This window comes from Massilia sp. DJPM01, from assembly GCF_030348125.1.
GTDB lineage: Bacteria > Pseudomonadota > Gammaproteobacteria > Burkholderiales > Burkholderiaceae_D > Telluria_A > Telluria_A frigida.
Genome location: NZ_JAQOZV010000083.1, coordinates 1 through 23,009 on the forward strand (window position 1 = coordinate 1; position 23,009 = coordinate 23,009).

15 protein-coding genes are annotated in these 23,009 nt (G+C 64.8%); 10 read left to right on the forward strand and 5 right to left on the reverse strand.

The window, feature by feature from the left end; all coding sequences use genetic code 11:
• Positions 1 to 245: hypothetical protein (locus PO883_RS31560; RefSeq protein ID WP_289313297.1), on the reverse strand; the 245-nt coding region annotated here is incomplete at its 3' end.
• A 318-nt stretch (positions 246 to 563) separates the two neighbouring features.
• On the opposite strand from PO883_RS31560, the gene PO883_RS31565 reads away from it, so the two are divergent.
• The 4 genes from PO883_RS31565 to PO883_RS31580 all read left to right on the forward strand — a co-directional run bounded on the left by PO883_RS31565 (position 564) and on the right by PO883_RS31580 (position 13,421).
• Positions 564 to 3,983 carry a CHAT domain-containing protein gene (locus PO883_RS31565; RefSeq protein WP_289313298.1) on the forward strand — a complete coding sequence of 1,140 codons (3,420 nt, stop codon included), beginning with the start codon at positions 564 to 566 and terminating at the stop codon, positions 3,981 to 3,983.
• A gap of 39 nt (positions 3,984 to 4,022) precedes the next feature.
• On the forward strand, positions 4,023 to 5,804 hold the full coding sequence (locus tag PO883_RS31570; RefSeq protein WP_289313299.1) for an alpha/beta hydrolase: 1,782 nt from the start codon (positions 4,023 to 4,025) through the stop codon (positions 5,802 to 5,804).
• 185 nt (positions 5,805 to 5,989) lie between these two features.
• Positions 5,990 to 7,756: a hybrid sensor histidine kinase/response regulator gene (locus tag PO883_RS31575; RefSeq protein ID WP_289313300.1), complete on the forward strand. Its 1,767-nt coding sequence runs from the start codon at positions 5,990 to 5,992 to the stop codon at positions 7,754 to 7,756.
• A complete protein-coding gene (locus PO883_RS31580) occupies positions 7,734 to 13,421 on the forward strand; it encodes an alkaline phosphatase D family protein (protein WP_289313301.1) in 5,688 nt (1,895 codons plus the stop codon). Before PO883_RS31575 ends, PO883_RS31580 begins: the two co-directional genes overlap by 23 nt.
• Here the strand turns inward: PO883_RS31580 and PO883_RS31585 are convergent.
• Positions 13,418 to 14,122, reverse strand: a complete 705-nt coding sequence (locus PO883_RS31585) for a response regulator transcription factor (RefSeq protein WP_289313302.1) — start codon at positions 14,120 to 14,122, stop codon at positions 13,418 to 13,420. The genes PO883_RS31580 and PO883_RS31585 overlap by 4 nt on opposite strands.
• Before the next feature lie 231 nt (positions 14,123 to 14,353).
• Here PO883_RS31585 and PO883_RS31590 point away from each other — a divergent pair, with 231 nt between their 5' ends.
• The 6 genes from PO883_RS31590 to PO883_RS31615 are packed head-to-tail and all read left to right on the forward strand — an operon-like array spanning position 14,354 to position 19,238.
• Positions 14,354 to 15,883 carry a hypothetical protein gene (locus PO883_RS31590; RefSeq protein WP_289313303.1) on the forward strand — a complete coding sequence of 510 codons (1,530 nt, stop codon included), beginning with the start codon at positions 14,354 to 14,356 and terminating at the stop codon, positions 15,881 to 15,883.
• Positions 15,880 to 16,494, forward strand: a complete 615-nt coding sequence (locus PO883_RS31595; protein WP_289313304.1) for a hypothetical protein — start codon at positions 15,880 to 15,882, stop codon at positions 16,492 to 16,494. Before PO883_RS31590 ends, PO883_RS31595 begins: the two co-directional genes overlap by 4 nt.
• 9 nt (positions 16,495 to 16,503) lie before the next feature.
• Positions 16,504 to 16,860: a hypothetical protein gene (locus tag PO883_RS31600; RefSeq protein ID WP_289313305.1), complete on the forward strand. Its 357-nt coding sequence runs from the start codon at positions 16,504 to 16,506 to the stop codon at positions 16,858 to 16,860.
• Positions 16,853 to 17,167, forward strand: a complete 315-nt coding sequence (locus PO883_RS31605; protein ID WP_289313306.1) for a hypothetical protein — start codon at positions 16,853 to 16,855, stop codon at positions 17,165 to 17,167. Before PO883_RS31600 ends, PO883_RS31605 begins: the two co-directional genes overlap by 8 nt.
• On the forward strand, positions 17,164 to 18,246 hold the full coding sequence (locus PO883_RS31610) for a radical SAM protein (RefSeq protein ID WP_289313307.1): 1,083 nt from the start codon (positions 17,164 to 17,166) through the stop codon (positions 18,244 to 18,246). Before PO883_RS31605 ends, PO883_RS31610 begins: the two co-directional genes overlap by 4 nt.
• Before the next feature lie 59 nt (positions 18,247 to 18,305).
• Complete coding sequence (locus PO883_RS31615) at positions 18,306 to 19,238, forward strand: LysR family transcriptional regulator (RefSeq protein ID WP_289313308.1); 933 nt, start codon at positions 18,306 to 18,308, stop codon at positions 19,236 to 19,238.
• Position 19,239: 1 nt separating this feature from the next.
• Here PO883_RS31615 and PO883_RS31620 read toward each other — a convergent pair whose 3' ends face one another.
• From PO883_RS31620 to PO883_RS31630, 3 genes are all read right to left on the reverse strand, one after another.
• Positions 19,240 to 20,388, reverse strand: a complete 1,149-nt coding sequence (locus PO883_RS31620) for a TonB family protein (protein WP_289313309.1) — start codon at positions 20,386 to 20,388, stop codon at positions 19,240 to 19,242.
• A gap of 79 nt (positions 20,389 to 20,467) precedes the next feature.
• Positions 20,468 to 21,616 (reverse strand): TonB family protein, encoded by a 1,149-nt coding sequence (locus PO883_RS31625; protein WP_289313310.1) that lies wholly within the window; start codon positions 21,614 to 21,616, stop codon positions 20,468 to 20,470.
• An 84-nt stretch (positions 21,617 to 21,700) separates the two neighbouring features.
• Positions 21,701 to 22,855, reverse strand: a complete 1,155-nt coding sequence (locus PO883_RS31630) for a TonB family protein (RefSeq protein ID WP_289313311.1) — start codon at positions 22,853 to 22,855, stop codon at positions 21,701 to 21,703.
• Between the last annotated feature and the right edge of the window lie 154 nt (positions 22,856 to 23,009).

The window sequence follows — 23,009 nt, forward strand, 5'->3', positions numbered from 1 at the left end:
TGGCTGACTTCGGTGACGCCATTATTGTTGATCAGCTCGGCCGACACCACGTCGACCGGCGACGCCGTATCCAGCACGGAACGGTTGGATACGCGGGTACCGGTCACCACCACGGCCGGCGGGGCTGCTTCGGCTCCGGCGTCGGCGCTTTGCGCCCAGCCCATGCCGTGCAGGGATGCGATCGACATCGCCAGGATGCTGAGTCGGATGCCCGTGGGGCCGCGATGATAACCGTGTTGCTTCATTCCATGTACTCCTGAGTGATCGAGGGCGCCGGCGCGCGGCCGTGCGTTGGCAGCCACTATAAATTGTGCCTACCGTTAACAGAACGACGCATTTCACATAAGCTTAGAAGGCGAGCACAGGTGCTTTGTTGGCCTGTTGGCTTGGCCTATTGGCCAGTTGGTTTTCAAAACGGCCTGCTGTAATGTCATAAGCGTCGCGCCACTGGCGACGCGGATGCAGATGTGATGTGTTCGCAAAAGGGTTGCAATCCAAACGACATATCGAATGGGATGGGGTCGCAGCGTGAGAATGAACGCGACTCTGATGGGGAGAAAAAAATGTGGCGCTTTGCACTCTCGTTTTCTTTGCTCATGTTTGCCTGCACAGCGCTCGCTTCCACCGACGCGGACAAGTACGCCGAGTTTCGTGCGCTGACCAGGGACGTTGCGGCGAAGGTCGCGGCGACGGCGCAGGGGCTTCATGCGGAGGGGATGAAAGACTACGCGCCCGACAGCCGGCAACGCGATGCCATCGAGCGTTTACGGACCAGGCTCGAACAATTTTCACACATCCCTGCCCCTACTGCCTGGGACATTAAGAACGCTGGCTATGCGCTGGGTGGGCTCATCGAATACGGACCGGAGGTGTATGCGGAAGTGATCAACGAACCTGCCATGCTCGCCCGGCTTCATTCCGCTGAACTGAGCATGGGGATGGAGTTTTTCGTGCGGCCGGAATTGGTTTCGCAGGGCATGAAAATTTTCGACGACCTGGTCGCATTAGCGAAGACCAATCCAAGCAAAACGCCTTCAGCCGCTGATGAGGAGTTGCCCTTCGGCGGCGAGAACTTGGACGATCTTGTCGGCGAGCTGAAAAATGTGCGTACCGAGGTCGCCGCGACGGTCTTCGCCAATCGATATATGGCAGCCCAAACCGGAACAACGTTCTACAAGATGCTGGCGGCATTGCACAGAAGCGGACGCAGCTCCGGCGAGTCGCTGGATACACACATCATGTCTTACCTGCTTGAAGCCAAGGGGCCAGCCTACCAGCATTATCGCCTGTACGCGTTCTACGGCAACAACTACGCGCTTGCTAATCGCCTGGGCAGCATGTACCGCGCGCACTACTGCGCCGACGAGGAAGCCTTCAACTTTGCTTGTTTTACCGTGATAACACAGACGGCCTTCAACTATTACCGGCTTGGTGATAGTGCCGCTTACAAGGCGACGCTGCAACAGCTCGATACAGCACTCGGCAAACATCAGCGGCTGCGACTGGCAATCATGCCCGTTGGTACGATGGCGGGAACAGAGGCAGAGAAACGGGAAAAAGCGCTTGCGGAATTGAGGTCTTACATACCGGACATGCGGCGCTTTACGGAGGGAGATGAGGGAGAATGGGAATTCGACGAGATGGAGAGAGTTGCCGCCAATTTGATGCAAGCCCAAGCCGTCGGCTACTGGATCGCGAGGGCTGACGGCAAGAACTTCCCCCGGATTGCAAAGGCAATGGCCGGCGCCAAGGGTGAGGAATTCTCCGAAGATGAGCGCGCAGCATTGTTGATCACTTCGGCGTATTTGGGTTCCCTGGTACTGAATGACTACGATGCTACGGTGTTGGCGATCAATGGCCTACGCGAATTATTGGCCGCACTCGCTGCAGAAAACGAGGTAAATATTGACTTCACCTCCATCGATCTCATGAAAGTAGGCGCGCTGTACAGCGCTAACCACCTGAAAGAAGCGCGCGAACTCGCAAAGACCATCAGGAACAGCCCCGCATTCGGCTCGCGACAAATTGTTGCCGGGCCTGTTGCAGCGAACATCCTATCCAGCTGCCACTCGGCTGCGAGCTTCACGCCGGATCAGGATACGAATCCGGTCATGTCCGCCAACCAATATCTACTAAGAAAAATTGAGATGAAGATCGGCCTGAGGATGGGCGAACGGATGCCAGCAGCGGCGGTCCGCTCGATCATGGAATACGAGGCACGCGAGATGTTGGTAAAAGTATCCAACAGGAACGAACAACGTCAAGCTTTGCCACCTTCGGATTTTATCGCAAGCTGGCCTGACTACAGCAAGGCATTCGCAGGCGATCACGTCGCGCGAACACGACTTGCCAAGGCGGCCAAATGCTTGCTCGCCCGTCCAGACATCGTCGAGCGCCTGGGGCAGGATTTCGTCAATAAAGGCAGCAAGGAGCGCCAAACCCTGAATACTGCCATTTTCGCCTTGCTGACCGACAGTGGGATGTTTCAGCAGCACGGCAATGGGATCGACAACGACGACTTTGTGTTGTTGCAGGCAGCCGCCATCATGCAGGCGCACAACGGCATATCGTCCGCGGCGGCCCGGTCCGTCTTCGCCAGCAGCGACGTTCGCGACAGTATCCAGGACGCGGAGCTTGGCATGGCACGCCTTACCGACCAGTTGAATGCGCCGGCGAAGGAGCTTAACTTATCGGACATGCTGAAGCTGATTTCCAAGGGCAGCGCTGCCGGCCTTGAGAAGATGTTATCCAGCATGATGGATCATCCGGCGGAATTCGCGACCTATGCAGAACTCAGGAATCAAAGTATTGCCACCCTGGAGCAGGTGAAAAAGACGCTGAAAGCGGACGACGCGGCCATGCTATTGACCTTGTTTGATGAGAGACTGGTATCCGTCGTAGTGCGGCAAGATTCTGCCAGGGTCCTGTCGGCCAAGGTCTCGCGCACGGAGATGAAAAGTGCCGTGGCCGCACTGCAAGGAAGTATCAATTTTCTTTCGCAGCAGAGTACCCGCTTGCCTCCGTCTTATCGTGCCGACGTCGCCTGGCAGCTCTACAAGCAATTGTTCAAGCCCGTCGAGACCTGGCTTGGCGGTGCACGCACTGTCTATCTGGTGGCCGGTGAAGATCTGGCCCTGATTCCATTCTCCGCGCTGGTGACATCGACACCGCCGGCCCAGGCGACCGTTGACTTCTCGACATATCGCCAGTTGCAGTGGCTGGGAGACAGGCTTGCCTTTGTTTCGCTTCCCTCGGTGCACTCGCTGCTCAAAACCGGCGTCGGGAACAATCAGCAGAATCCCAGATTGCTCGGCGTCGGCGACCCGGAGGTATCGAGCCACATGCTGACCGACCTTCGTCTGTCACCGATGCCCGACACCGCCAGCTTGCTCGACAGGGTCCGCAAGCCCAGCGATCCGGCGCCACTGCTGCGTGCCTATGCCAACTATGCGGGCCTGCTCGCGGCCAGCAATGGCGCAAGCCTGTCGAGTGCGGATATCGCCTTGATCAACTCCCATGCACTGGCTGCGGGCCAGAGCGCAAGATATGGAACGCAGGAGCCGGCCATTTTGCTGGCGCCCACCAGCCAGGCTGACCTCGCCGATTTCCTTGATCCGACCAAGGTGATGGCGCTGAAACTGTCGCTCAGGCTGATCATGCTGCTTGCGTGCGAGACGGCGGGCGGCAAAACGATTGACAATGCGCAGCCCTATGCAGGACTGGTCAATTCATTTTTCTTCGCAGGTGCGGATTCAGTGGTGGCCACGAATCTACCGGTTGATCCGGCTGTCGCGGAAGACTTCGCGGTGTACTTCCTGCAGCATGTCAGGGACGGCAAGAAGTCCAGCGCAAGGGCTCTGCAAATGGCCGCAGCCGATGTCCGGTGCGCAAAGGATTCCCTGGCGTGCGCCGCAGGCGATCGATATGTGTGGGCCCACCCTGCGTATTGGTCCCAATTTACGCTGGTGGGTTCGGGCCGCTGAATTTGACGTCGGCGTTCTATACATAAAGGAGAGCAGGGCATGAACTCATCTCGCAGGCGGAATGCGAATACCTGTGCACGGCAAGCTGTCGCAGCCCTGTTTTTTAGTGGCATGTGTTTCGCCCAGGCCGCACCGACAGTGGCGGATATCATTATCAAGAACAATATCAAGTATGGTGAGGTGCCTACCGCTACCCTGATGCACATCATCGCGACGGCGGCGCCAAAAAACCAGGACGAACGGGACATGGTGCTCAAGCTCAAGCTCAAGCTCGACGCCCTCGAACGCTACTTGAACAATGAGACGCCTGATAAGGACGCCGCGCTGGCGCTATCAACAACGGTAGTGAATGAAGCGCGTGAGCTCTACGGCAAGGACGGCGCCAGGTTGATCCCTGTATTGCGTCTGGTGGCGAGCGTGTGCCTGCGCTACAGGGAGCCGGCCCGCGCTCTCACGCTGCTGACCGACGCGATGAGAGTGTCCGATATCGTGTATGGTCCCGACGACCCGGCCAGCCGCTTCATCATGCGCGATTTGGGACGGATCTATGCGGCAAAAGGCGATGCTCCCCGGGCCGATCAATTCAATAAGAAGGCAGAATACCTGAAGAAGGTGGCGCCAGCCTCGATCAAGGGCATCAGTGTATTGGCGAGCGCTCCGCCCGCGCTGGAATCGAAGCCCTATCAACTGGTTCCCGTCTTTTTCCAGACCACCCGGAAGAAAACAGGTAACGACGATCCCCAGGCCTATTTCGGCACGCAGCGCGCCGGTACCAGCAGCTATGGCGTTTCGTACGTCAGCGTTCCGCGCCAGCGCGAAAGCGGCGACATTCCGCACGCATCGATCCTGAAGCTGGACTTCAGCACCGATCCGAACCGCCATCTGTTCCTGAAGGAGATTTCCCTTTATGACGGCAAGGCCGGCTTCCTGAAGGCCATCACGGAGAGAATGAAGGCATCCGCGCGCAAGGAATCGCTCATCTACATCCATGGCTTCAATCAATCGTTCCAGGATGGCATGGAAACGGCGGGTATGCTGGCCGTCGATCTGGAAATCGACGGCAGCGTGGTCTCCTACGCCTGGCCCTCCAAGAAAAACGTGCTCAAGTACGTCGCGGATATGGATGAATCGAATGCCTTGATCAATAAGGATGCGCTGAAAGAATTGCTGGTGGACGTGTCCAGCTCGGTTGGCGCCAAGAGCGTCTACGTCATCGCCCACTCGATGGGCAACCGCTTGCTGCTGGAAGCGTTGCAGCTCTTGCCCTCCAGTGGAGAAAAATGGCGCTTCGATAGCGTGATCTTCGCCTCCCCCGACGTGGAAAGCAATGAGTTCGAAACCATGGTCGGCAAAACCTTCAGCCAGACCAACAGAATGACGCTATACACGGCAGGGAGCGACATTCCTCTCAGTCTGTCGGAATTGATTCGCGCCGGACTGTTCAATACGGATAATTTGCGGCGTGCAGGCGACCGCGATGGCGGCGTCAAGTCACAGCCGTATCTGGACGTGGTCGATGCCTCCAAGGCGCAGTCGGATTGGCTGGGACACAGCAACTTCACCCAACTTGCGAAGGATGACTTGAGGGCTTTGTTGTGGCTGCGCGTCCCGGCAACCAGGCGCTGCGTGCTACAGGCACAGACTGGAGGATGGCGCTACGATCCGCAGGAAAACTGCAGCTCTGGCGCCTTTGGCATGGCGACCTTATTTTATAGGCGCCTCCAGGATACGGCCAAGGCGGCGGCGCAGCTCGATAGCACTGCCGGCCCGCTGGCGAAGCAGGCCAGTTCTATCCTCAAAGCCATGCTGCCGACGAACTAGCGCCGACCCGGCGATTCGTGCATCCGCGTCACGCGGCAATGGGCTGGTGAGCGCCCCGCGCGCGTTTCCTTCCGGCTTGGCCTATTGGCCAGTTGGCTTTTCAAACGGCTTACTGTAATGTCATGAGATTCGCGCCGCCGGGGGCGCCACTGCGCCTGTCATGCTTTCGCTAAGGGGTGGCTTGGATGACGTCAGAAGTCAGGGATGCAACCGCACACAGCCTCGAAGCCGAGCTCCTCCGGCTGCTCGCGCGCCAGGGCCGCCGCGTGCCCGTCCCGGTCTTCCTCGGCGCCGTCATGATCGCCGCCCTGGCGTGGGGACGCGTCCCCACCTTGTACCTTGGCGCCTGGCTGTTGCTGGTGGCGCTGGTACTGGTGGCGCGCTGGGTCATCCTGGGGCGGCTGCCGGCGCTGGCCGACCTGAGCGACGCGCGCCGCCTGCAAATCTGCATCGCCCTGAGCGCCCTGAATGGCTGCACGCACGCGCTCTCGCTCCTGTTTTTCACGGCGCTGCCCGAATTTCAGCGCGCCATCCAATCCCTGCTGCTGGTGGGGCTGTGCGCCGGCTCGGTCGCCACCACCGCCGGTTACCGCCCGGTGTTTCTCGCCTTCCTGCTGCCGGTGATGGCGCCGCTGGTGGCCCAATGGGCGCTGATGGGCCACGGCGGCTGGATCGGCGGCGCCACCGCGCTCATCCTGGCCTTGTTCGGCGCGGTGCTGATCGCCCTGGCCAGCGACTCGTTCCGCCTGTTTCGCGAATCGTTCGAGATCCGCCTGCAGCAGGCCAGCCTGAATGCGCAGCTCAACACAGCGCTGAGCGCGGCCGAGGCTGCCAACCGCGCCAAGACCCGCTTCCTGGCCTCGGCCAGCCACGACTTGCGCCAGCCGGTGCATGCGCTCTCCCTGTTCGCGGGCGCGCTGGGCATGCAGCCGCTCGACGATGCCAGCCGCGACATCGCGCGCCACATGGGGCAGGCGCTGCAAACCCTGTCGGGCCAGCTGGATGCCTTGCTCGACGTCTCCAAGCTCGACGCCGGCATCGTCCAGGTCCGGCCGGCGGAACTGGAGGTAGCGCCTTTCCTCGCCTGCGTGTTCGACGAATACCTGCCTGCCGCCCAGGCCAGGGGCTTGCAGCTGACGCTCGACTGCGGCTGCGCACCGCTGATCGTGACCGATGAAGTGCTGCTCGGCCGGCTGGTGTGCAACCTGGTCGACAACGCCGTCAAGTACACCGCCCACGGCACGGTCAGCCTGAGCCTGGACGGGCAGGGCGGGCAGGTGGTGCTGGCCGTGGTCGACAGCGGCAGTGGCATTCCGCTCGCCGAGCACGACCGCGTGTTCGAGGAGTTTTACCAGCTCGGCAATTCCGAGCGCGACCAGAGCAAGGGCCTTGGCCTGGGCCTGTCGATCGTGCGCCGCCTGGCCGACCTGCTGCGCCTGCGCCTGGAAATGGTGTCGCTGCCGGGCGTCGGCACCAGCTTTTACCTGGTCTGCGAACAGCATGGCCAGCAGCGCAGCGCCGAACGCCCGGCCGCCGCGCCGGCCGCCCCGATTGCGGCCCGCCATGTGCTGGTGGTCGACGACGACGCCTCGGTGCGTGCTGGCATGCAAGCCTTGCTGCAAGGCATGGGCGCGCAAGTCACGCTGGCCGGCGGCACCGCCGAAGCGCTGGCGGCAGGCGCGCACTGGTGTCCGGACTTGCTGCTGGTCGATTTTCGCCTGCGCGACGGCGACAACGGCCTGGCCACCGTGGCGGCGCTGCGCCAGCTCTACCCGCGCCTGCCCGCCATCCTGATCAGCGGCGATACCGCACCCGACCGCCTGCGCGAAGCGAACAGCGCCGGCCTTCCATTGCTTCACAAACCCGTCGCTGCCGACGTCCTCAGGCAAGCCCTGAACGAGGCCAGCGCACTTCAAGCGAGCGCCTGCCATGGACCAGACGAACAGCGGTAAGCGGGCGCCGGCATGGCTCTCGCAAGGCGTCGAACAGCTGTTTTCCACGCTGAGAGAGGAGGGCGAGCCGGCCGTCGATGTCGACGTGCTGATCGTCGGCAGCGGCTACGGCGGCGCGGTAGCGGCGGCCGGACTGGCCGGGAGCGCCAAGGATGGCAAGCCGGTGACGGTCTGGGTGCTCGAACGCGGCAAGGAATACCTGCCGGGTGCCTTCCCCGGCCGCATGAGCGAGCTGGCCGGCCATGTGCGGTTCAGCACGTCCAACGGGGCCGCCCCGGGCGGCGAGCGCGAGGGCCTGTTCGATGTGCGCGTCGGCAGCGACGTCAGCGCGCTGGTCGCCAACGGCCTGGGCGGCGGATCGCTGATCAATGCGGGCGTCATGGTGCGCCCGCGCGGGGCGCCGCTCACAAAACTGGCTGCGCTGGTGGGCGAGCTGGAACCATACTTCGTCACGGCGCTCGACGCCCTGGGTGCGCGGGTCGGCGGCGCGGCCAATACCATCGAGAAGCACGCCGGCCCGGCGCCCGCCAAATACGAGGCCCTGCGCAAGATGGCCGGCCGGCTGCAACCGAACGATGGCGTGTTCAGCCCGGCCGCGATCACGGTCGCCATGGGCGAGCGCGCCAGCGCCGGCGGCGTGGGCTTGTCGGCCTGCGCCATGTGCGGCGACTGCGCCACCGGCTGCAACCTGAACGCCAAGGAGTCGCTCGACACCAACCTGCTGTACCAGGCCTGGAAGCAGGGCGCGAGACTCTACACCGGGGCCACGGTGCTGCGCATCGAGCGCGACGCCAGGCTGGGCGCCTGGTGCGTCCACGTCACCTATACCGACGCCCATCTGCGCGCGCGGCGCGACCTGCCGTACAAGATCCGGGCGCGCAAGCTGATCCTGGCGGCCGGCACCTTCGGCTCCACCGAAATCCTGCTGCGCTCCCAGTGCGAGGAGCTGAAGTTCTCCTCGGCAATCGGTCAAAAGTTTTCCAGCAACGGCGACATGATCGCGGTCGCCTACGATGGCCCGGACCAGGTCAATGGCGTGGCCGACGAGAACGTGCCGCCGCGCGAGCGCCAGGTCGGGCCGACGATCACCGGCATGGTCGACCTGCCCGGCCGCTTCGGCGACCTGCTGGTCGAGGACATGGCGGTGCCGGGCCCCTTGCGCCGCCTGTTCGAGGAAATGGCCACCACCGCCAACAGCCTGCATGAACTCGGCCGGCGCGATGGCGGCGCGCATAGCGGCCTGCCTGGCGAGCGCGACCCGTGCGCGCTCGACCCCGAGCGGCTGGGACGCAGTGCGCTGCTGGCCGTGATGGGCGACGACGGCGCCGGCGGCGCGCTCGAACTGGTCGGCGGCAAGGACGACGCCAGCGGCGACGGCGCGATCCGGGTACGCTGGCCGGGGCTGCGCGATCATCCCCTGTTCGAGGACCAGGTGCGCGCGCTTGGCGGCGCGCCGGACAGCGCCAATCCCGGGCCCGGTCCGAACGGCACCATTCTCCCGAATCCGCTGTGGAAAATGTTGCCCGAATCGATGGAATTCCTGCTGGCGAAGCGGCGCGGGCCCTTGCTGACCGTGCATCCGCTGGGCGGCTGCGCCATCGGCGCGAACGCGCTGGACGGCGTCGTCAACGACTGCGGCGAGGTGTTTCGCGCCCAGGCCGGGGATGACGGCGCCGTGTACGACGGCCTGATGGTGCTCGACGGCGCCATCCTGCCCGGCGCGCTCGGGGTCAATCCGGCCCTGACCATCACGGCGCTGGCGCTGCGCGCGATCGACAAGCTGAAACGGAAATGGGGGTGGAGTACGGCGCCGGCCGCCGCGCCGTCGCCGGTGATCCGGCCGCGCTTCCGGCCAGAACAGGAACCCGAGACACCACGCCTGACCACGGCCGAGTTCATCGAACGCATGTCCGGCCCGGCCACGCTGGTCGACCGCCGTGGCGTCAAGCTGCATTGCGTAATCGAGCTGAGCCTGCATTTTTCCACCATCGACCTGGCCGCCCTGGTGCTGCCGCAGGGCGGCAAAGCGGCGCCCATCAAGCGTGCCTTGCAGGTCGATCCCGCGACCAGCACGCTGGAAATCTTCGACGCCACCCAGTGGGACGACTGGAAACTGCGGCGCGACGTGCCGGGCGAGATGGCGCCGCCACCCTTGCTCAAGGCCGGCGTGGCGGGGACGCTGCATTTCTTCCATCGGGAAGCATCCACGCCGCAGCAGCGCCGCTCCAACAGTTTGCGGCCCTGGCTGCTCAACCGCGGCTTGCGCGACTTATGGCAGTGGGGCGCCGAGCGCTTGTCGCACGGCGGATTGTCGTTCACGCGCGCGACGGCGCGCCAGTTGTGGGGCGACGTGCGCACGCGCTACGACAACGCCATGGCCGTGGCCTCGCACGCCGGCGAAGTGCGCCTGTTCGAGTACGCCCTCGTGATCGGCGCCGCCGACGTGGCCGGCGCGCGCCTGGACGCCGGCAAATTCAGCGGCCAGCCGATGCTCGGCACCAAGCGCTTCACCTACGCCCGTGCTTCGAACCCCTGGAACCAGCTGATGCGCATGGAGCTGGGCGCCTTCCCCTGCCTGAGAACGGGCACCCGGCCCGAGCTGGAGCTCGACACCAATTTCCTGGTGCGTGAAAACGTGCCGCTGTTCCGCATCCTGGACCAGCAGGACCAGCCGTCCGCGCTGGCCGATGTGGTCGCGCTCGGCGCCTACCTGCTGCGCCTGCTGCTCACCATTCACGTGTGGAGCCTGCGCAAGCCCGATGCGACGCCGATGCGCGTGCCGGCGCGCCTGCCGGGCATCATCCCCGGGCTGCCGCATCCGGAAATCAGCGAACTCGAAGTCGACCAGTTGCCTGACGGCACGCCCGTGCATGTGCGCCTGACGCGCTACCGCTGCGACCAGCAGGACCCGGATCGCCCGCCGGTGGTCATGATCCACGGCTACAGCGCGAGTGGTACCACTTTTGCCCATCCGCAGGTCAAGCCCAACCTGGCCAGCTATTTGTGGAAGCGAAAACGCGACATCTGGATCGTCGACCTGCGTACCAGCAGCGGCATGCCGCACGCGCGCCACCCGTGGTCATTCGAGGATGCGGCGCATGCCGACATCCCGGTCGCGATCGACCATATCTGCCGCGCCAGCGGTTTCGGCTATCTGGACGTGGTCGCCCACTGCATGGGCGCGGCCATGATCAGCATGGCTATCCTGGCCGAGCCGCGCGCAGGGGAGCGCTTTGCGGCGGAGCGGCGGGCCATGAATGGCAGTATCCGGCGCCTGGTATTGTCGCAGGTGGGGCCGCTGGTGGTGTTCAGCCAGGCCAATATTTTCCGCGCCTATCTGCTCGGCTACTTGCGCCAATTGTTGCCGCTGCGTGATTTCGCGTTCCGGATCGACGGCGAACCAGGCCTCATGGACGAGGTAATCGACCGCCTGCTGGCCACCACCCCGTATCCAACGAAAGAATTTCACCTTGAAAACCCGTGGTGGCCATGGGGAAAGGCCGATTTTGTGCGCACGCGCCACCGGATGGACGCGCTCTACGGGCGCGACTTCAGCCTGTGCAATGTGGACCGCCCGGTGCTCGACCATATCGACGATTTCTTCGGGCCGCTGAGCATCGAAACGGTATCGCAGGCCATGCATTTCGCGCGCCTGAAAACCATCACCAATCGCGCCGGACGCAATGTATACGTGTCGCGCGAGGACATCAAGAAGCGCTGGATCTTCGATACCATGAGCGTGCACGGCCTGGACAACGGCTTGTCCGATCCGGCCACCCTGGGCCGCATGGATGCCATGTTCAAGGACACCCTGTTCGCCTATGTCACCCGGCCAATGGAAGGGTTCGGCCACCAGGACTGCTTCATCGGGCGCGACGCGCGCAAGGTGTTCGCGGCCGTGGAGGCGTTCATCGGACCGGAATCGACCTCGCTGGCGCAATACAAGACGAGCGACTCGCCCAGCGCCGACCGCTGGTCGCTGCGCACGCCCTGGAGCGGGCCGGTACGCACCAGTGTCGACACGCCGCACGGCTTCCAGGTCGGGGCCGGATCGGACCCGGCATACACGCGCGCGCTGCTGGTCGCCTTTATTCCGGTCAAGGTCGATGGCGAACACTACCGCATATGGTCTGGCACGGCCGGCGATTCGCCCAAGGCCGCCATGTGGCGCGGCCTGCAGCTGTACGCCGGCGCCGGCGACGACAATGGCTGGATGCAATTCGCGCCGGCGCGGCCGGATGGCGCGGACGGGTTGCTGATGCTGCTCTTCTATGACGAAAAGCCGACCTTCTGGGATAACAGGGTGGACTTGCCGCAGTTCCTCCATCCGTCCTTGCGCGGCAGGGAGCTGATGGGGCTGCTGCGCGGGCGGCGCGCCATGGCCAGCCCGCCCATCCTGCCGGGCAAGCCGCTCACGCTGGCGGCGATCCTCGCCGAGCTGCTCGATTTCGTCGACAAGACCTTCGACGATATTGTCCGCAGCATCGAGCGCGAACTGGCGGCCAGCCTGGCGGCGACGCTGGTGCCGGGCCTGCTCGGTTTCGACACCGGGGCCATCGGCAAGCAGCCGGCGCGCCTGTGCTTTGCGATCGGCAGTTGCCAGTACCCGGCCGGTATGCTCGACGAGGAACCGGCGTTCGCTTCCTTTGGGCGTCTATCCAGGCGGCTCGACAGCGATGACGGCACGCTGCCGGCCTTCCTGCTGCTGCTGGGCGACCAGATCTACAGCGACGCCACGGCCGGCCTGTTCGATCCGAGCGCGCTGGACGACCGCTATGTGCAGCCCTACGAAAAGCTGTTCGCGAACGAACACGTGAAGTCGGTCATGCGGCGCCTGCCCACCTTCATGATGCTGGACGATCACGAGATCATGGATAACTGGGAACCGCTGGCCCATGCGCGCCGGGTCGACCCCAACCTGACGGCGGGCCGCGCGGGCTACCTGCGTTTCCAGCGCACCAATGCGCTGGTGCCGTCGCTGGGGGCGGCGCAGGCGCCGCACTGCCTGGAGACGGGGACGCCGCTGCACGGTTTTTCCTTCTTCATCGCCGACACCCGTACCGAACGCCAGCCGCGTTCCGCGACCACGGCCGGCAGCGCCTCCATCATGAGCGAGCGCCAGTTCAAACGCTTGCTCGACTGGCTGCTGGCCCAGCACCGGGCCGATCCGGAGCGGCCCAAGTTCATCGCCTCGCCATCGATCCTGGTGCCGCGCCGCCTGCGCGCCGTCCATGGCGGGCCGGGTGCGCACTGCCTGCGCTCGGACGCCTGGGATGGCTACCCGGCGTCGATGCAGCGCTTGCTGGCCCACATCGGCGGCCATGGCATCCGCAACGTGGTGTTCCTTTCCGGCGACGAGCATCTGTCGTGCACGGCAACCTTGCTGGTCCAGCCGCCCGGCGCGGGGCCGGCGGTCACGATCCGCTCGTTTCACAGTTCGGCCCTGTACGCGCCATATCCGTTCGCCAATTCGATCGCGGAAGACCTGGCCGACAGCGGGGACGCCTTCGATTTTGCGGACCCGGCCGGCGCGTTTTCCGGCCGCTTCGACTGTACGGTGGAGGAGGTGGTGTATGCCAAAGGCGACGGTTTCGCGCTGGTCACGGCCGAGCAGCGCGGCGGCCGCTGGGAGATCGTCTGCACCTTCGACCGCGCCGCGCCCTAGCAGGCGCTGTGGGTGCGCTCCGGCGCGCGGTAGCTGGGCTGGCTTGACTCCGTGTCGGGGAACAGTTGCAGGCGGTTGGCCTCGTACACCGCCGCCGTGCGGTTGAGTACGCCCAGCACCTTGAACGCGATGGCCAGGTGATGCTTGACCGTGCTCGGGGTCACGCACATTTCGCGCGCGATCACCTTGTTGCTCTGACCGCGAATCGCGCTGAACAGGGCTTCCCGCTGGCGCGGCGACAGTGCGTCGAGCACCGCATTGTGCGCAGGCGGTGGGCGCGCAGGCGGCTGTGCGCCGGGAAATTGCGGGCGCGGCAGCTTGCTCGGCAGCGCCACGCCGCCGTTGAGCACGGTTTCGAGCGCCTCCAGCAAGGTGTTCAGGTCGGACGCCTTGGACACATAGCCCGCGGCACCATGCTCGATGGTCTGGAACACGATGCGCGGATCGGTCTCGCCCGAGACGATCACGATGCAGGCCGTATCGTAAGCCTTGCGCAGGATGGCCAGGTTGTCCATGCCGTCGTTGCCGGGCATGTGCAGGTCGAGCAAAATCACCTCGAAGCGCTGGCCGGCGCTGGCGTAGTCCAGCGCTTCCTCGCGGCTTTGCGCGACCAACAGCGTGTTGCCCTTTTGCAGGCGGTCGAGCGCCATGGTCAGGCTTTCCGTGAACATCTTGTGGTCATCGACAAGCAGCAAGCGCACGACGGGCTCCTTTGAGGACATCGTCCGGACTAGTGCTCAGTCCGGTACTGGCCAGAATGGCCAGTTGACCCCGTAAGGCTAGCACATTGTCCATTCGGAATGGGCCCTCGGACTGGCCATTCGGACAATTTCGCACGCTGGTGCAACTTCCTATACTGGCTCCAGCTACCGGGCGGCGGACTGCGATGCCAACCGGACTGCCTTCCATCGGATGCGGACAAGGGAATCAACATGAATACTTTTCATCGGCTTGGCTGCGCGTCGCTGTGCCTGGCGCTATCGGGCTGCGCCGGGATGCACCTGTACAGCGAGAAGCGCGACCAGCAAGGCAAGGACCTGAAAGCGGCGTGGGTGAAAGTGGACTTGAACGGCTATTTCGCGGCCATGCATGAGCAGCGCAAGAAACTGCTCAAGGCGGACATCGATAGCATCGCCGCCGGCCGCAGTGCCGAGGTCGACAGCGCGCTGGTGCTGCTGCTGGACGCTTCCCTCGCCAAGGAGGACGCCAATGCGGTGACGTTTTATTCGATGCTGGACGAACAGCTCAAGGAACTGGCTACCGTGCCGGATGCCAAGGCGTTCCTGGGCGTGATGAAGCGATGGAAGAGCTTGTCATCGGAGCTGCAGGCGAACCGGGCCAGGCAAGCCGCCTACCGCAAACTGCTCAAGGCGGAAGGCGCCGATGCGCCATCCTGCCGCGCAGTCAATGTTGCCGGTAGCGGCGAGTTGAGCAAGTATGCCGCCGAGTATCTTGGCGAGCTCGGCAAGCTGTGCGCAAGCGAAGTAAGGCTCGCAGGCGAGCAGGACGCGCTGATCGCCACGCTACCGGCCGGCACGCTGCTCACCAGCGCCAACAACACCGTCGCTCTCGATCGACAGCACGCGGCCCTGGCTGCCGAGGCCGACGCCCTGATGGCACAGTACCGCGCCACGCTGGAGGCGTATGCGGCGGCGGTGCGCGCCAGCCAGCCCGGAACTGCGCCTTCCGTGCGCTTGACCGTGCTCGGCGAAAAAGTGCGCGCCGCGCTGGCACAGATCGCGACGCTCAACAACGTGCTCGGCAACGAGGCGCTTGCCGACGACCGCGTCAAGCGCATCGACGCCATCCTGCGCAGGCTGGGCACCAGCGCCGATCCCGGCAAGGACGCCAGCCGCGCCGAACTGGCGGCGGTCCTGGTCACCCGCGTCGCCGACGATGTGCAGGTGCTCGCCGATCTGGACAAGCCGCTGGTTCCGATGAGTCTGCTGATCCGGCGCGACCTGGAGAAAAACCGGGCCGACCTGGCCACGGTCCAGGCCGATCTGGTTCGCAAGGATATTGAACTGGTGCGGGCCGCCCAGGCCTCCCGGGTGGCCGAGGCAGTCGAGCTGCTGGTGGCGCGCTCACGGCTCGACTCACTCAAGGGCTGCTACAGGAGCATGCGCTTGGTCGACGCCATCGCCTTTCCTGCGGTGAAGGTTAATCCTCCTTGCGACGACGCCGACAGCCGGGCCGCACTGTACGACGCCGCCGGCCGCTATTCCCATGCGATCGGCGACCAGCGCGCCCGTACCTTGCGGCTGGAAGAATTGCGCCGCGACCTCAAGCGCGAGCGGCAGCTCGCTTTCGCCCAGGCCAACGCCGGCCAATGGGCGGTACTGATCGATGCCACTGCGGGACAGGCGGTGGCGTACGCGGCGTCGGGCCAGAAAGCGTCCGATTACAAAGACCTGGTCCAGGCGCTGTCCCTGCTCTGGATTGGACAAGGAGTGAACAAATGACGATCCGCTTTTTACCTTGCATGACGGCCGCGCTGCTGCTCGCGGGCTGCGCCACCTCACCGGTAGCGCTGGAAGAAGCGCAGCACGGCCTGTCCCTGAGCGCCCAGCTCAAGCAGGAGCTGGCGCTGTACGCCAGGCGCCAGGCCGCCGTCGACGACATGCGCAAGGAGCAACTGAGCGACAACATCAAGGGCTTCAACGCACGCCTGCTCGACTTGCCTGGCGACGACCAGCTATATGAGTTCAGCGGCCAGGCCAAACGGCTGGCGGCACTCAGGCAGTTGCGCAGCAGAGTGGCATTGCTGGGCGCCGCCGTGTCGGCCAAGGAAGCGGGCGTGGCCCACGTCGAGGAACTGATCAGCCAGCTGGTCACGCCGCTTCCTCCGCTGGGCGAGGCGCTCGGCGCGACCGGCAAGGCGTTCGGTGCACTGGGCAAGGAATTGCCGTTCGCCGAGCGCGCCGCGCTGGCGGCATCGTTTTTTGAAGAGGTGCGCGAAGAAGCAAAGAAGAACCAGGCTGCGGCAACCGATATCGCCTCCGCCACCGCCAAGGAGCTCCCACAGAGCGCCGACGCCGTGGTGAGCACCGCAGTCAATCCATCCACCCACTAGGAGAACACTATGTCCGACTCAGCATTACCCTGGCTGCAAAGCGTCGAAACCATTTTGCAGCGCGCCATCGCCGACGTCACCATCGAATACGAAACCGCCAGCCTGAAGGACCGGGCGAAGGTGTACATGGTGCTGGCCAAGCTGCGCGAGCGCCGCAACACGGTCAACAACGCCATCCTCGACATCCTTCAAGAACGAATCCAGGTCCGGCCGCCGTCGGCCGAGACGGTGGCGCGTAGCAAGGCCCTGACCGACGCACTGCAATTGTTGGTTTTTACCATCGACAAATACGATGCCGTACTGAAACTGCTGTCCGATCTTTCCGTTCTGATCACCACAACCATCATGGAGCCCGCACATGTCTAAGCCAACCGACCTGAGCACCGCGCTGACGGCGCGCCTGCGTCATCACTACACCAAGGAGCAGATTGCCGGCCTCACCGATTCGGTGGCCGAGCTGCATGACATGGGGTTCAAATTCGACGACATCTTCCCGGACGGCATACTCAACCCCGACGCCCTGGTCCTGAAAACCTCGGTGCCGATGGCCGGGCTGGAGGAGGCGATCATGAAAATCCAGAAGCATCCCGAGTTGCGCCATATCGAGATTTTCCCTTACGGCATTCCGATGCGCGATCTCTGGCGCATGCATGTCCGGGTCGGCCTGAAATGAACCCCGCCGCCACGCATGGCGCCGGCCCGACCGCCAGCGCCATCTTCCACCTGCATCCTCTGCGCAGATGCAACCTGGCGTGTGCGCACTGCTATTCCGACAGCGCCCCGCACGCCGCCGGCCTGCTCAGCTTCGAGCAGGCCGGCGGCGCGATCCGGCAGGCGGCGGCGTGGGGCTACACCCGGCTCGCCATCTCGGGCGGCGAGCCGCTGCTCTACCCGTGGCTGGCCGATGTGGTGGCGCTGGCGAAGGATTGCGGCATGCAGACGGCCCTCATCACCAACGGCTTGCTGGTGCCGCACCGGGGCAACCTGGACATCCTGCGCCAAGTCGATACGGTGGCGGTCAGCATCGACGGCCTGGGCGCCACCCACGACGCCCTGCGCCGCCGGCCGCGCGCCTTCGCCGGCGTGCTGCACAGCATCCGCCTGCTGGCCGACGCCGGCATCGGCTTTCACATCGTCTGTGGCGTCAGCGGCGAGAACCTGGACGATATCGATGAACTGGCCGCGCTGGCCTGCGACCAGGGCGCGGCGGCGCTCCAGCTGCACCCGATCTCGGCGGCCGGCCGCGCGCTCACCACCATGGCCGACGCGGTGCTCGGCCCCGACGACGCCAACCTGCTGTACCTGGCCGGCACGCTGCTGGCGGCGGCGTACGCCGGGAAGATGGGCGTGCACACCGACCTGGTGCACCGCAATTGCGTCATCGCGCGGCCCTGCATGATCTATGCCCGTGCCGCCGATGCCGGCGACGCCCACGCGCGGCCGGCCGACCTGCTCGGCGTGCTGGTGCTCGAACCCGATGGCACGGTCAATCCGGTCAGCTTCGGCTTTGGTCCCCTGTACGGCCTGGGGAACATTCTCGAACAGCCGCTTGGATCGATGTGGGAACCCTGGCTGGGCGATGGCTACCGCCGGCTCGTGCGGCTGGGGCGCGGCCTGCTGGACGAACTTGGCGCGCCATCCGGTCCCTCAGTGTTCAATCCCAGCGACGTGCTGCGCGTCGCCTCGCATCGTCTCGGCGCGATCCTGGCGCGGCGTGGCATGGCGCGCGAGGCGGCGCTGGCCCCGGGCTGACCGCCGCAGCGCAAGGATGGGATAATAGGCAACGAAGAACCGGTCCCGGAGACCTTGTCATGCTCATGCTGTCGAAGCACTTACCCAGCACCAGGACCTTGCAGTGCTATCTCGCGGTGGCGCAGGAACTCAATTTCCGCCGTGCCGCCGAGCTGCTGAACATGTCGCAGCCGCCGCTGTCGCGCCAGATCAAGGGCCTGGAAGACCTGCTCCGGGTGCAACTGATCGTGCGCGACACCCACCGGGTCAGCCTGACCACGGCCGGTGAAGCCTTCAAGGACCAGGCCCACAAGATCCTGCTGGCGCTGGAGGCGGCGGTCGCCGGCGTGAAGGCCGATGTTCACGATGACGATGCGGCCACCGTGCGCATGGGCCTGACCAGCGTGATCAATCATTCCCTGATGCCGGGACTGAACGCGCTCGTCACCGACCCGGCCTTCACCGGCGGACGGGCGCTGGAACGTGCCTGGTCGAAGCGCCTGGTCGAGCGCGTCCGCAGCGGCGAGCTCGACCTGGCAATCGTCGGCGATATCGTCCCGCCCGCCGATGACCTGGCGGTCGAGACGGTCGGCAGCGAACCGATGATCGTGGTCCTGCCAGCCTCGCATCCGGCCGCCGCGCAGGCCGAGGTGGACCTGGCCGCGCTGGGCGCCATGCCCCTGTTCTGGTTTTCGCGCACCGACAATCCCGCCTACTACGACAAGTGCGAGCGCAGCTTCAGGGACTTCGGCTACGCGGCGCCGCGCCGCCTCGAACCGAAGGACTTCACGATGCTGCTGGCGCAGGTGGCGGCGGGCGAGGGCGTGGCGCTGTGCCCGCAGTCGATGCAGGCCACCTCGCGCATCGGCGTGGCTTACCGCGCGCTGCCGCCGGCACTGGCGCGCCTGCTGTCGATCGATGTACAGGTGGTCTCGCGCGCGCACGAAACGCGCGGCGCGGTGCGCGACAAGGTCGGCACCATCCGCGCGGCCCTGGCCGGCAAGCCGACCTGACTCAGCGCGGGCGCGGGGGCCGTATTTGCGAGGCCATGCGCCACTGAGTCGCCTTGACCGGGTCGGCCGTCACACCCTCGCCGCGTTCGTACATCGTGGCCATGAGACGCTGCGCCGGCTTGCTTCCGCCGCGTGCCGCCTTTTCGTACAGCGTCGCCGCCATGGCTTTATCCTGCGGCACGCCGCGTCCGGTGTCGTAGCATTGCCCGAGGAAATACTGGCCCACGAAATCGTCTTGCGCCGCAGCCCTCGACAGCAGTGCAATGCCTTGCTGCATGCCTTCCGGCGTGTTGTCGTCCAACTGCAGCGAACCGTAGTACGCCTGGCTGCGCGCCCATCCTTGCGCGGCCGCCTTGCGAAACCATTCGCGTGCCGCCACCTTGTCGGTGGCCACGCCGGTGCCCTCGAGCAGCAACAATCCCATCATGTTCTGCGCCTCGGGCATGCCCAGCTCGGCGGCCTTGCGATACCAGGTCATGGCTTGCGCCAGGTCTGGCTTTCCGGAATCTCCAAAATGCAGCGCCCTGGCCAGGCTCAGCTGCGCCTTCAGGTCGCCCTGGTCGGCCGCCTTGCGCCACCAGGCGACGGCTTCGGCCGGGTCGCGGGCCACACCCTCGCCAGTCATGTGGATCGTCCCGAGCCGGAGCTGCGCTGCGGGGTCGCCGCGTTCCGCAGCCGCGCGCACGGTGGACAGCGGGACGGCGGCCTCGGCTGCGCTTGGCCCGTCGAAGGTCCAGACGTATTGCATCTGCATCCACGCTTGCTCCGCTTTGCCGTCGACCATGGTTGGATTGAACGCGCAGCGCCGGATGCCATTGATGGCGGCCATGTCGAGCAAAGGAAAGCCGCTCGACTTGACGATTTTGGCATCCACCACCGCGCCACTAGTGCCGATCAGAAACGACAGCGTGACCGTTCCTTCCTGCATGCTGCGCAGCGCGGCTTTGGGAAACACTGGCTTGGCGCAGGAGCCGGGCTTGATCGCCGGCTTGACCGGATTGGCGCTCAGCGGGGGCGGGGCTTGCACATGAACGGGCGTCTGCCCGCCCGCGTCTTGTTGGGCAGGCGCGTTGGTGGACACGGATGCCAGCACGGCAACCACGAGGGCAAGCCGGCGCGGCAAGCGGAGGAGGGGGAGAGGGAAGCTCATGCAGGCTCAGTAAAAAGTTTCAATTTGTCAATTTTACACGGTGGCATTTCCGGCGCCAGGATCACTGCGGCCGGCGCGATCAGCGCGGGAGCGGGTTCGGTATCTCCGCAATCTTGCGCCACTGGTCGGCCCTGACCGGGTCGGCCGTCACTCCCTCGCCGCGTTCGTACATCGCGGCCATGAGTCGCTGCGCCGGCTTGCTGCCGCCGAGTGCCGCCTTTTCGTACAGCGTCGCCGCCATGGCTTTATCCTGCGGCACGCCGCGTCCGGTGTCGTAGCATTGCGCGAGGAGGAACTGTCCCGTGAAATCGTCTTGCGCCGCGGCCTTGTGCAGCAATGCAATGCCTTGCGCTAGCATGTCCGGCGTGTTCTTGTTGAGCAGGAACCCAGCAAAATACGCTTGGCTGACCGCCAATCGTTGCATGGCCGCCCTGCGAAACCATTCCCGCGCCACAACTTCGTCAACGGGCACCCCGATACCTTCGAGTGTCAGGACTCCCATCATGTGCTGCGCCTCGGGCATGTTCAGCTCGGCGGCCTTGCGATACCAGATCATGGCCTGTGCCAGGTCTGGCTTGCCGGAAACGCCGAAGTGAAGCGCGGCGCCCAGGCTGTAGATGGCCCAGACATGACTTTGTTCCGCCGCCTTGCGCCACCACGCGAAGGCTTGCGCGGGGTCGCGCACGACACCGTCGCCATCCATGTAGATCGACCCCAGCTTGTACTGCGCTGCGGGATCGCCGCGTTCCGCATCCGCGAGGGCGGCAGGCAGGGCGGCGGCAGCCTCGGCCGGGGTCGGTCCGTCCAGGGTCCAGACGTATTGCATCTTCGTCCATGCGACCACCGGTTTGCCGTCGATGCGGCTGGGCCTGAACATGCAGCGCCGGATGCCTTCCTGGGCAGCCAGGTCGAGCAGAGGAAAGCCGCTCGACTTGACTACTTTGGCCTCCTTGACTGCGCCGTCGCTGCCGATCAGAAACGCCAGCGTGACCGTCCCTTCCTGCTCGCCGTACAGGGCGGCTTTGGGATAGACCGGCTTGGAGCAGGAGCGGAACTCGGCCACGGGCTCGGTCGCTTTACCGTTCTTCACTAACAGGGGTACGACGCTCGTGGGCGAGCGAGCGCCCATGTTTTGTTGCGCAAGCGCGTTGCTGGACATGGCCGTCAGCACGGCGATCATGAGGGCAAGCCGGCGCGGCAAGCGGGAGAGGGGGACAGGGAAGCTCATGCAGACTCAGGGAAAAATTTCATTGTTCCAATTTTACATGGTTGCATTCCCTATGGAAAAATCCCTTGCGGCCGGCGTTCGGGCTCAGCGCGGCTGCGGGAGCGGCTTTTCCGCAATCTTGCGCCATTTGGCCGCCTTGACCGGGTCGGCCGCCACGCCACGGCCCTGTTCGTACATCGCGGCAATGGATTCCTGCGCCGGTTTGCTGCCGTTCAGCGCCGCTTGTTCGTACAGGGCTGCGGCCTGGGCCACATCGCGTGCCACGCCGTTGCCGTTTTCGTAGCAGCGCCCGAGGAGAAACTGCCCCTGGACGTCGTTTTGCGCGGCCGCCTTGCGCACCAGCGCCAGGCCGTGCTCAATCCACTCAGGAGAAACTCCTTTCATCAGCAACCCGCCGTAAAACGCCTGGCTCGGTGCGTATCCTTGCGCGGCGCCCTTGCGGAACCATTCGCGCGCCGCGTCCACGTCGCGGGCGTAGCCGGGCTGGGCCATCGCCAGCATGCCCATCCTGTGCTGCGCTTGGGGCAGGCCCAGGTCGGCCGCCTTGCGGTACCAACTCGCCGCCTGTGCCCGGTCCTGCTTTTCGCCAATCCCGAGGTGGAAGGCCAGGCCCACCGCCATATGGGCGGCCGCGTGGTCTTGCGCCGCCGCCTTGCGCCACCATGCCAAGGCTTGGGCCGGATCTTGCGCCACGCCCGCGCCATCCATGTAGCTGATGCCGAGCGCGTACTGCGCCTGCGGTTCGCCGCGCTCGGCCGCCGCGCGCGTGTCGGCCAGTGTGGCCGCCGTTCCTTCCACGGCCGAATTGTCGATCGTCCAGACGTATTGCATTTGCATCCAGGATTCGATCGCCTTGCCGTCCACCTGCGCCGGCTTGAACTTGCAGGGCACGAGTCCATTGTGGGCGGCGATGTCGAGCAGCTGAAAACCGCTCGACTTGACGATCTTGGAATCCTTTACCACGCCATCGACGCCGATCAGGAAGGCCAGCGTGACCGTGCCTTGCTGGTCGTAGCGCAAGGCGGCCTTGGGATACTCCGGCTTGCCGCATTCGCGGTGTTCGGCCGTGCGAAGGGCGGCGTTGGTGCTGTACGTACCCGCAGCTGGCGCGACCGGGATAGTCAGGGGCGTCTCGCTGCGCTGGGCCAGCGACTGGGAGCATACGGTCGCCAGCATGACGGCAAGCGCGGCGAACCGGCGCGGGTGGTGAAGCGAAAGGAAGTGGGCAGTCGTGGCCATGAGAATTCGAAGTAAAATTGCAATTGTGCAATTCTACAGGGGAAGTTCTCTGCGGTAAGACAAGTCCGGTCGACCTGAACGGCCGCGTCAGGACGATGCCCGTGTTTTTTGCTTGCGCCAGAAGGTCGCGCAATGCATTTTGTCTAGCAGCATA

What these genes read in the sequence shown, in the direction of transcription:
- PO883_RS31565 (WP_289313298.1), top strand. Translation starts at nt 564, where the DNA reads ATGTGGCGCTTTGCACTCTCGTTTTCTTTGCTCATGTTTGCCTGCACA.
- PO883_RS31570 (WP_289313299.1), top strand. Translation starts at nt 4,023, where the DNA reads ATGAACTCATCTCGCAGGCGGAATGCGAATACCTGTGCACGGCAAGCT.
- PO883_RS31575 (WP_289313300.1), top strand. Translation starts at nt 5,990, where the DNA reads ATGACGTCAGAAGTCAGGGATGCAACCGCACACAGCCTCGAAGCCGAG.
- PO883_RS31580 (WP_289313301.1), top strand. Translation starts at nt 7,734, where the DNA reads ATGGACCAGACGAACAGCGGTAAGCGGGCGCCGGCATGGCTCTCGCAA.
- PO883_RS31590 (WP_289313303.1), top strand. Translation starts at nt 14,354, where the DNA reads ATGAATACTTTTCATCGGCTTGGCTGCGCGTCGCTGTGCCTGGCGCTA.
- PO883_RS31595 (WP_289313304.1), top strand. Translation starts at nt 15,880, where the DNA reads ATGACGATCCGCTTTTTACCTTGCATGACGGCCGCGCTGCTGCTCGCG.
- PO883_RS31600 (WP_289313305.1), top strand. Translation starts at nt 16,504, where the DNA reads ATGTCCGACTCAGCATTACCCTGGCTGCAAAGCGTCGAAACCATTTTG.
- PO883_RS31605 (WP_289313306.1), top strand. Translation starts at nt 16,853, where the DNA reads ATGTCTAAGCCAACCGACCTGAGCACCGCGCTGACGGCGCGCCTGCGT.
- PO883_RS31610 (WP_289313307.1), top strand. Translation starts at nt 17,164, where the DNA reads ATGAACCCCGCCGCCACGCATGGCGCCGGCCCGACCGCCAGCGCCATC.
- PO883_RS31615 (WP_289313308.1), top strand. Translation starts at nt 18,306, where the DNA reads ATGCTCATGCTGTCGAAGCACTTACCCAGCACCAGGACCTTGCAGTGC.
- PO883_RS31620 (WP_289313309.1), bottom strand. Translation starts at nt 20,388, where the DNA reads ATGAGCTTCCCTCTCCCCCTCCTCCGCTTGCCGCGCCGGCTTGCCCTC.
- PO883_RS31625 (WP_289313310.1), bottom strand. Translation starts at nt 21,616, where the DNA reads ATGAGCTTCCCTGTCCCCCTCTCCCGCTTGCCGCGCCGGCTTGCCCTC.
- PO883_RS31630 (WP_289313311.1), bottom strand. Translation starts at nt 22,855, where the DNA reads ATGGCCACGACTGCCCACTTCCTTTCGCTTCACCACCCGCGCCGGTTC.